General features: G+C 71.7%; 3 protein-coding genes. All 3 read left to right on the plus strand.

Features of this window, described 5'->3' with window-relative positions; genetic code table 11:
* Window positions 1-119 precede the first annotated feature (119 nt).
* The 3 genes from ACFWR9_RS25130 (at window position 120) to ACFWR9_RS25140 (ending at window position 9,623) form a co-directional block, all read left to right on the plus strand.
* Complete coding sequence (locus ACFWR9_RS25130) at window positions 120-2,720, plus strand: beta-L-arabinofuranosidase domain-containing protein (RefSeq protein WP_383845942.1); 2,601 nt, start codon at window positions 120-122, stop codon at window positions 2,718-2,720.
* Window positions 2,721-2,888: 168 nt separating this feature from the next.
* A complete protein-coding gene (locus ACFWR9_RS25135) occupies window positions 2,889-6,299 on the plus strand; it encodes a glycosyl hydrolase (RefSeq protein WP_383845944.1) in 3,411 nt (1,136 codons plus the stop codon).
* Window positions 6,300-6,356: 57 nt separating this feature from the next.
* Window positions 6,357-9,623 (plus strand): family 78 glycoside hydrolase catalytic domain, encoded by a 3,267-nt coding sequence (locus tag ACFWR9_RS25140; RefSeq protein WP_383845946.1) that lies wholly within the window; start codon window positions 6,357-6,359, stop codon window positions 9,621-9,623.
* Window positions 9,624-9,749 lie beyond the last annotated feature (126 nt).

Below are 9,749 nucleotides of genomic sequence, written 5' to 3' on the forward strand. Positions count from 1 at the left end.
AACGTTTCAACGCATGTGTCGCGGAGACGGCTGTTTCGAAGGGGCGTCGCGTCCCGCCGCCCCGTGCACGCGTCGGCCCGTCACCGAGTCACTCTTCCCTCCCCGAAGGAGCCCGGCTCTTGTCCGCGCGACCCCATGCGTCCAGACCCACCCGTCGCCACGTCCTGACCGTCACCGCCGCGGCAGCCGCCTCCACCGCGCCGGCCGCGGTACCGTCGACGGCCGTCGCGGCATCCGCCGCCCCGAACGCCGGTCCGTCCGTCCACACCGGTCCCGAACCCGTCGCGGGCGTCGTCCGGCCGGCCCTGCGGCCGTTTCCGCTGTCCGCCGTCCGGCTCCTGGAGAGCCCGTTCCTCGCCAACATGCGGCGTACCTGCTCCTATCTGTCGTTCGTCGACACGGAGCGGCTGCTGCACACCTTCCGGCTCAATGTCGGCCTGCCGTCGACCGCGGAGCCCTGCGGCGGCTGGGAGGCCCCGGACGTGCTGCTGCGTGGCCACAGCACCGGCCACCTGCTGTCCGCACTCGCCCAGGCCCACGCCAACACGGGGGACGACGCCTACGCCCAGAAGGCGCGTCACCTGGTGGCGGCGCTCGCCGAGTGCCAGGAACACGCGCCGGCGGCGGGATTCCGCCCGGGCTACCTCTCCGCCTTCCCGGAGGACGTCTTCGACCAGCTCGAAGCCGGCGCCAAGCCCTGGGCGCCCTACTACACGCTGCACAAGATCATGGCCGGGCTCCTCGACCAGTACCAGCTCAGCGACAACGAACAGGCCTTGACCGTGCTGACGGCCATGGCCTCCTGGGTGGACTCCCGCACGGCGCCCCTCGCCCCCGACCGGATGCAGTCCCTGCTGCGGGTCGAGTTCGGTGGGATGAACGAGGTGCTGACGAACCTGTACCTCGTGACCGGCGACCCCGCGCAGCTGCGTACCGCGCGACGCTTCGACCACGAGGAGCTCTACGCGCCGCTGGCCGCGGGCCGTGACGAACTCGCGGGGCGGCACGCCAACACCGAGATCCCCAAGATCGTGGGTGCGGTGAGCAGTTACCGGGCGACGGGGGAGCGGCGTTACCTGAACATCGCGACCCATTTCTGGGAGACGGTGGTCCGGCACCACTCGTACGCCATCGGAGGCAACTCCAACCAGGAGTTCTTCGGGCCGCCCGGTGAGATCGTCAGCAGACTGTCCGAGGACACCTGCGAGAACTGCAACAGCTACAACATGCTCAAGCTCGGCCGGCAGCTCTTCCTGCACGACCCCGCCACCGCCGCGTACATGGACCACTACGAGTGGACGCTCTACAACCAGATGCTGGGCGAGCAGGACCCCGACTCCGAGCACGGCTTCGTCACCTACTACACGGGCCTGTGGGCCGGTTCCCGGCGGCAGCCCAAGGGCGGACTCGGTGCCGCGCCGGGCAGCTACAGCAGCGACTACGACAACTTCTCCTGCGACCACGGCACCGGCATGGAGACGCACACCAAGTTCGCCGACAGCATCTACTTCCGCTCCGCCGGACGGGACGCCGACGCGCTGTACGTGAACCTGTTCGTCCCCTCCGAAGTGGCCTGGGCCGAGAAGGACGTGACACTCCGTCAGGAGACCGGCCATCCGGAGACCGATCGCACCCGGATCACCGTCACCGCCGGCGACGCGCGCTTCGCCCTGAAGATCCGCGTCCCCGCCTGGCTCGCCGCCAGTGGTGACCGCGCCACCGTCCGGCTCAACGGCCGCCCGGCCGGGGTTCCCGCCCGACCGGGCCGGTACCTCACGATCAAGCGCCACTGGCGACGCGGCGACACGGTGGAACTGATCTTCCCCCGGGAGCCGGTCTGGCAGCCGGCCCCGGACAACCCGCAGGTGCGGTCACTCTCCTACGGCCCCGTCGTGCTGGCCGGAGCCTATGGAGGAACCGAACTCGCGACCATCCCCGACATCCGGCCGAAGTCCCTGCGGCCGGTGGCGGGCGTCCCGCTGGAGTTCACCGCCGTGGCCGATGGCCGAGAGGTGCCGCTGCGGCCCTTCTACAAGATCCACCACCAGAACTACAACGTCTACTGGGCCGTCACCCCCCGCCCGGGCCGCGAACGCGACATCGCCCGCTACCCACTCGACGAGGGCAAGGGCGACACCACGGCCGACAGCACCCGGAACTTCCCCCGTGCCCAGCTGACCGCGGGCGCCGCCTGGACCACGGACAGCACGCGCGCCGCGGTGCTCCTGGACGGTGTCGACGGTCACGTCACGCTCCCCGAGGGGCTTCCCAGCGGACTGTCCGAGCTGACTGTCAGCGTCCGCGTCCGCCTCGACTCGATCGCCAACTCCGCCCGCGTCTTCGACCTCGGGTACCACAAGAGCACCTACCTGTACCTCACCCCCCGCACCGGATCCGGCAAGGCACGCGCCGCGCTCAAGATCTCCGGCATGGAGGGGGAGGACGTGATCGACGCCGCCGGGCCACTGCCCGAGGGCGGGTGGACCCACGTCGCCGTCACCCTGGGGGGTGGCACCGGCGTGCTGTACGTCGACGGAGCCGAAGTCGGCCGCAACGCCGCCATGGCCACCAGCCCGCTGCTGCTCGGTGCCAGCACGCGCAACTACCTGGGCCGTTCACAGAACTCCACCCACCCGTACCTGCACGGCGCGATCGCCGACTTCCGCCTGCACAACCGTGCGCTGTCGGCCGCCGAGGTGGCCGAGCTCTCCGCCGGCTGACGGTGTCCGGGACGCACGCCGGCCGACGGCACCCACCGGCCCGGGCCCGCACGCGGCCACGGCACACACCAGCCTGCCCGGGCCGCACGGCCCGGGCACCCATCCGCTCGGGCCGTACCGCCCGGGCACACCCGACAACCACCCTCACCCTGAACGATGGAGTTCCCGTTGTCCGAATCCGACCTGACCAGACGCCGATTCGTCGTGGCCGCCGGCGCGACCGGTGCCGTCTTCGCCGTCGGCCTGCCCGGCACCGGCGTGGCCACCGCCGACGCAGCGGAGCCGGCGGCCGCCGATGCCGCCCGGAAGTCCGGCTTCGCGCCCAAGCACTTCGCCGACCCGCGCCGGGACAGCCGGCCGACGGTGTACTGGTACTGGAACGGCGCCGTCACCCCGGAACTGGTCGAGACCCAGATGGCCGACCTGCGCTCGAAGGGCATGTACGAGGTCATCGTCTTCCCCTTCGACAACGCCGAGATGAAGCCGGTGTTCTTCAGCGAGGAGTGGTTCGGCATCGTCGGCCACGTCCTCCGCGTCGCCGAGCGCACCGGCATGCGGGTCTGGTTGTTCAACGACGACCACTTCCCGAGCGGCCGTGCCGGTGAGTACATCGTCAACGGCGGCACCGTCGGCTCCCGCACCTACGAACCCCGGCCCGACCTGCGACTCAAGGCGCTGTGGCGGTCCACCACCGTCGTCGAGGGGCCCGCGACCGCCGATCTCGCCGCGACCACCGGCGTGGGCGTCGACACCGGCCGCCTGGTGGCCGACGCCGACGTCCTCGGCGGCGTTGCCGCACTCCGCCAGGGCGCGCAGTGGGCCGACTACACCGTCACCGGCAGCGCCAAGGCCGACCACGGCGCGGCCGGGCTCGTCGTCCGGGCCTCGGCGCCCGGAACCGACGGCTACGCCGTGGAGTTCGACCAGAGCGGCGTCGTCACCGTCCTGCGTCTCACCGACGGCGCGGCACCGACGGAGCTCGCCCGCAGCAGCCGTACCGACGGATTCAACAAGACGAAGTACCACACGCTCGTCGTCACCGTCCGCGGTGACAGCATCGGCGTCACCCTGGACGACAAGGACAAGGGCACCGTCACCGACCAGAGCCACGCCACCGGCAGCGTCGGCGTGCGCGCCGTCGAGGGGCAGCGCGCCCTGTGGGAGAGCCTGACCGTCACCGCGGCCGACGGCACCACACTGTACGAGCAGGCCTTCGACGACCCCGCCGCCGTCGGCGACTTCCCGGCCCGTCCGCAGCCCGAGGGCACGTCGGCGCCCGTCGCCGCCATCGCCCGTCCCGTCGGCTCCACCGGCACGGACCGCATCGTGGAGCTGACCGAGGGCCTCCAGGCCGGACGGAGTTGGAAGGTCCCCGAGGGACGCTGGCAGATCGACGTGTTCGGCGGCAGCCCCCTGATCGACGACAGCCAGGGCTACAGCCGCGGCTACGTCGACCTGCTCGACGACGAACCCGTCGACCTGTTCCTCGACATGGTCCCGGGGGAGTACCACCGCCGATTCGGCCGCTACTTCGGCAACGTCATCCCGGGATTCTGGGACGACGAACCGTACTTCGCCTCCGCCGAGGCCCACTTCAAGCGCTTCCCCTGGTCCCCGGCGCTGCAGGACGCGCTGCGCGCCGTCGGCGTCGAACCCGGCACCGCGTACGCCTCGGCCTTCGACGACCTCGGCCGCGACGGCCGGATCGCGCGCGGGCGGTACTGGCAGGCCGTGTCCGACCGCTTCGCCGTGTACTTCGAGAAGCAGTCCCGCTGGTACGAGAAGCGGGACGTCGCCCTCGTCACCAACCCCCTGTACGACGAGACGGCGCCGTCCAAGCGCATCGCCTCCACCGGCGACCTGCACAAGGTCCACCAGTGGGCGCAGGTCCCCGGCGGCGACATCATCACCGCCGAGTACGTGGCCGGCGAACCCACGATGATCCCGCGCAACCCGGTCAGCGTCGCCCACCAGATGGGCCGCGAACGCGCCCTGCTCGAGGCCTTCGGCAACATGGGCTGGCAGGTCGCCCCCGACTTCGCCCGCGCCCTCGTGGGCGCCAACGCCACCCGCGGGATCAACCTCACGGTGCTGCACGCGCTGTGGACCGACGAGACCCGGGTGTTCTTCCCGCCGCCGTTCGGCCCGCGCGCCCCCTGGTGGTGGGCCATGGAACCGCTCGCCGACTGGATCGGCCGCGTCATGGAGGTCGCACGCGGCACCTCCGCCGCGCGGACCGCGCTCATCCAGCCCCAGCGGGCGGCCGAACAGTGGCACGGCACCGAGCAGCAGCAGGCCGTCGACAGCGCACTGAGCGACGCCGCGTACGCCCTGGAGAGCGCCCAGGTCGACTTCGACCTCGTGCACGAGGGAGCGCTCAGCGGCGACCGCGGACTGCTCGCCCACGCCACCACCCGCGGCGGCCGGCTCACCGTCGGCGAGGCACGCTACGACCTGGCCGTCCTGCCGCTGACCCCGACGCTGGACGCCGCCGCCGTGAAGACGCTCACGGAGTTCGTGCGGGGCGGCGGCACCGTCGTCGCCGTCGGCGAACTGCCCGGCGACGAGGCGAACGGCGGCGACCGCCGCCTGGAACGCGCGCTGTCCGCGCTGTTCGGCGACAAGGTGCCCGGCAGCCGCCGCACCGGCGCCGGGACGGCCGTACGCGTCGCCGACGTGTCAGGGCTGCGGGAGGCCACGCACGCGGCCGGTGCCGCCGCCGCCGTGCTCGAACCGGCCGCCGACGCGGTCCGTGTCCTGCGCACCACCCGCGGCAAGGACATCGCGTTCCTCGTCAACAACGAGAGCGGACAGGCCGTCGAGACGGTCGCCGCACTGCCGGTCACGGGCGTCCCGGAGCTGTGGGACCCCGCCACCGGCATCGCACGGCCCGCCCCCGTGTACCGCCGCGACCGAGGAAAGGACGGTCTCCGGGTGCCGCTGAGCCTGCGCCCCTACGAGACCCTGGCGATCGTCGTGCGCTCCGCCACCCGGCCCGGCGCGCACCTCACCGACGCCGCCCTGCCCGTCGAGGACGTCACCGCGCGGAAGAAGGCGCTGCACGTCACCGCCGTCGCCGACGCGCCCGGCCGCTACGAGCTCAAGGGCACCGACGACCGGGACTCCTACCGCGGCACCGCCGAGGTCACCGACCCGCTCCGCGCCATCGACCTGGGCGGCGACTGGACACTGACCCTGGACCGCGACGGCGCGGAGCCCGTCACCCGGCCCCTGGGCAGCTGGACCGACCTCGACCCGGCGTTCTCCGGCAGCGGCACCTACACCACCACCGTCGACCTCGACCGGGAGACCGTCGACGGGCGGGGCTTCCGCCTCGACCTGGGCGTGGTCCGCGAAGTCGCCGCGGTGACCGTCAACGGCACCGAGCTGCCGCCGCTGCTGTGGAGCCCGTACACCGCGGACGTGACCGACGTCCTGCGCGCCGGACGCAACACGATCTCCGTCCGCGTCTCCAACACCCTCTCCAACGAGCGCAAGAAGCCGCTGCCGTCGGGCCTGCTCGGCCCCGTGACCCTGCGGCCGTACCGCCGCGTCACGGCCGTCCTGAACCGTGTCTGACCCGGCAGTGCCGTCCCACCTCGGCCCCCCCTTTTTTGTACCTGCAAGGAGCACCACATGAGCAGAGCGCTCACCCGGCGCGCCCACCGGCGTCCCGCCCTCCTCGTCGCCTCCGGCCTCACCGCACTCGTCACCGTGCTGCCGACGGCCGTCAACGCCGACGCCAAGCCCACCGCCCGCATCGCGCCCGCCGAACTGCGCACCCAGCACCTCTCGCAGGCCCTCGGCATCGACGACACCACGCCGTACCTGAGCTGGAACATCACCAGCCGGGCCAGAGGCGCCGTGCAGTCCGCGTACCGGGTCCAGGCGGCCGGCTCGCTGAGCAGGCTCAAGCAGGGCAAGCCCGACCTGTGGGACTCGGGCAAGGTCCGCTCCGGCGTCCCGCAGACCACCTACGCCGGCAAGGAACTCGGTTCCCGCGACCGCGTGTACTGGCGCGTCATGCTCTGGTCCGGCGACAGCGGCCGGGGCTCCGGGTGGAGCAAGCCCTCCGCGTTCGAGACGGGCCTGACCAAGCAGCAGGACTGGGACGCCGACTGGATCACGCACCCGGACTGGCAGCTCAGCAAGCGCACGATCGAGCCCGTCGTCGTCGACCTGCCGCGCACCACCGCCCGCTACGTCCGCCTCGACGTCACCAAGCTCGGACTGCCGCTCGCCGACGACTTCCCCGCCGAGTCCTGGCGCCTCCAGCTCGGCGAGATCGACGTACGCGACTCCGAGACCGAGACCACGGGCCTCGCCAACGGCGCCGCCGTGACGGCCTCGGAGACCGACACCGTGCGCAAGACGTGGGAGCCGGCGCTCGCCGTCGACGGCCTGCCCAACAGCGCCCTGCAGACGGCCGCCGGATACTCGAGCGCGCCGCACACCGGCCCCGACGTGTCCGACAAGCCGGTCGTCCTCACCCTCGACCTGAAGTCCGCCAAGACCTTCGACCAGATCGCCCTCTACCCGCGCGCCGACGTCCTCACCGACGACGGCCGCGTGCCGCACTTCCCCGTCGACTACACCGTCTCCACCGGCGACGCGGCCGACGGCCCCTTCACCCAGGCCGCCGAGGTCAACGGCCAGGAGCCGCCCACGCCGTACCTCCCCGCCGCACTGCCGCTGCTCACCAAGGACTTCGCCCTGCCGAAGAAGGTCCGCAGCGCCCGCCTGTACGTGTCCGGCCTCGGCATCTACGACGCGAGCATCAACGGCAAGCCGGTCGGCGACGCCGTTCTCGAACCGGCCAACACCGACTACGCCGAGCGCGTCCAGTACGCCACCTACGACGTGACCGACCGGCTGCGCTCCGGCCGCAACACCATCGGCGTCGAGCTGGGCAACGGCATGTCGAACGTCGTCAGCACCGCCGACCGCTACCGCAAGCTGTACGGCAACCTGAGCGACCCGAAGCTCGTCGCCCAGCTGGAGATCACGCTCGCCGACGGCACCGTACGCCGCGTCAGCAGCGGCAGCGACTGGCGCACCACCCTCGGCGCGACCACATCCTCCAACTGGTACGGCGGCGAGGACTACGACGCCCGCCGCGAGATCCGGGACTGGAACAAGCCCGGCCCCGACCGCGGTTCCTGGAAGGCGGCGGCCACCGTGTCCGGTCCGGGCACGGCCGACGACCCCGCCGTCCTCAGCGCCCGCGAGACCGAACCGATCCGCGTCATCGAGACCCTCAAGGGCAAGGAGGTCGAGGAGGCGGCCGAGGGCAGCCGGATCTTCGACCTCGGCCGCAACATCGCCGGCTGGCCGGAGATCACCGTCAAGGCGCCGGCCGGCACCGACATCCGCATCCTGCCCGCGGAGAGCCTGAAGGACGGCCACGCCTTCCAGTCCATCAGCAACGTCGGCGGCCCGCTGTGGGACACCTACACCACCAGCGGCGACGGCTCGGAGACCTGGCATCCGAAGTTCAGCTACCACGGCTTCCGTTACCTGGAGCTCCAGGGCCTGCCCGAGGACGCGACCGTCACGGTGCGCGGCAAGGTCCTGCACACCGACAACGCCTCCTCCGGTGACTTCACCAGCTCCAACAAGCTCATCAACGACATCCACTCGATGATCCGCCGGTCGGTCGAGGGCAACATGATGAGCGTCCTCACCGACTGCCCGAGCCGCGAGAAGCTCGGCTGGCTGGAGCAGAACCAACTGCTCTTCCCCGTCCTCACCGGCAACTACGACATGGAGGCGTACTTCCGCAAGCTCGTGCGCGACATGTCCGACGCCCAGACCGAGGACGGGCTGATCCCGAGCACCGTCCCCGAGTACACGAACATGCCGGGCGCCTACCGCAACGACTCCAACTGGGGCGGCGCCTTCGTCCTGGTGCCCTGGCAGCTCTACACCACCTACGGCGACCAGGACACGCTCACCACGTACTACCCGCAGATGAAGCAGTACGTGACCTTCCTGGAGCAGAAGGTCCAGGACGGCATCCTCGACTACGGGCTCGGCGACTGGTTCACCCCCGACAAGACCTTCCCGCGTGCCGTGGCCGGCACCTACGGCTACTGGCGGGTCGTCGACGCCATGAGCCGTATCGCCGAGGTCCTCGGCGACAAGGAGGACGCGGCGACCTACCGTGCCAAGGCCGACGCGAGCGCCAAGGCCCTGACCGCGAAGTACTACGACCAGGAGACCGGGACCTTCGGCGGCGGCGGCCACGGCGCCGAGGCCCTCGCCCTGGACATGGGCGCCGTCCCGGACGGTGAGCGCGAGCGTCTTCTCGACCACTTCGTGAGCAGCGTCCAGGAAGCCGACCACCACCTGGTCCTCGGCGAGATCTCGCTTCCGTCGGCCTTCCGCGTGCTCTCCGAGGGCGGCCGCGATGACGTCATCCACAAGATCGCCACGCAGACCACCAGCCCGAGCTACGGCTACCAGGTCCTGAACGGCAACACCACGCTCGGCGAGTCCTGGGACGGCGGCCCCGGCCAGTCCCAGAACCACTTCATGCTCGGCGCCATCGACTCCTGGTTCACCGACCGGGTCGCCGGCATCGAACAGGCCCCCGGTTCCATCGGCTACCGCAAGCTGCTGATCGACCCGGCCGTCGTCGGTGACCTCACCTCCGCGTCGGGCTCCTACAAGACGCCGTACGGCACCGTGAGCACCGACTGGAAGCGCGACGGCGACCGCTACAAGCTGCGGCTGACGGTGCCCGCCGGCAGCACGGCCGAGGTCCACGTGCCGTTCACGGAGGGACGCGTCACCGCCCCGGACGGAGCGAAGCTGCTGCGCACCGAGAAGGGTGAGGTCGTGTACGAGGTCGGCTCGGGCGACTGGACGTTCACGTCGGTGTACGCCGCCGCTACGTCCTGACCCGTCCGACGGGGGGGGGGGCGGGGGGCCGCCCCCCCCCCGCGGCGGGCCCAGTGGCGGGGGGGCGGAGGGGCGGTGGGGAAACCACCAAACCCCCCGCGGCGGGTGGCGTGGCGGCGCCCCCCC

This window comes from Streptomyces sp. NPDC058534 (assembly GCF_042717365.1).
In the GTDB taxonomy this organism is placed as follows: Bacteria; Actinomycetota; Actinomycetes; order Streptomycetales; family Streptomycetaceae; genus Streptomyces.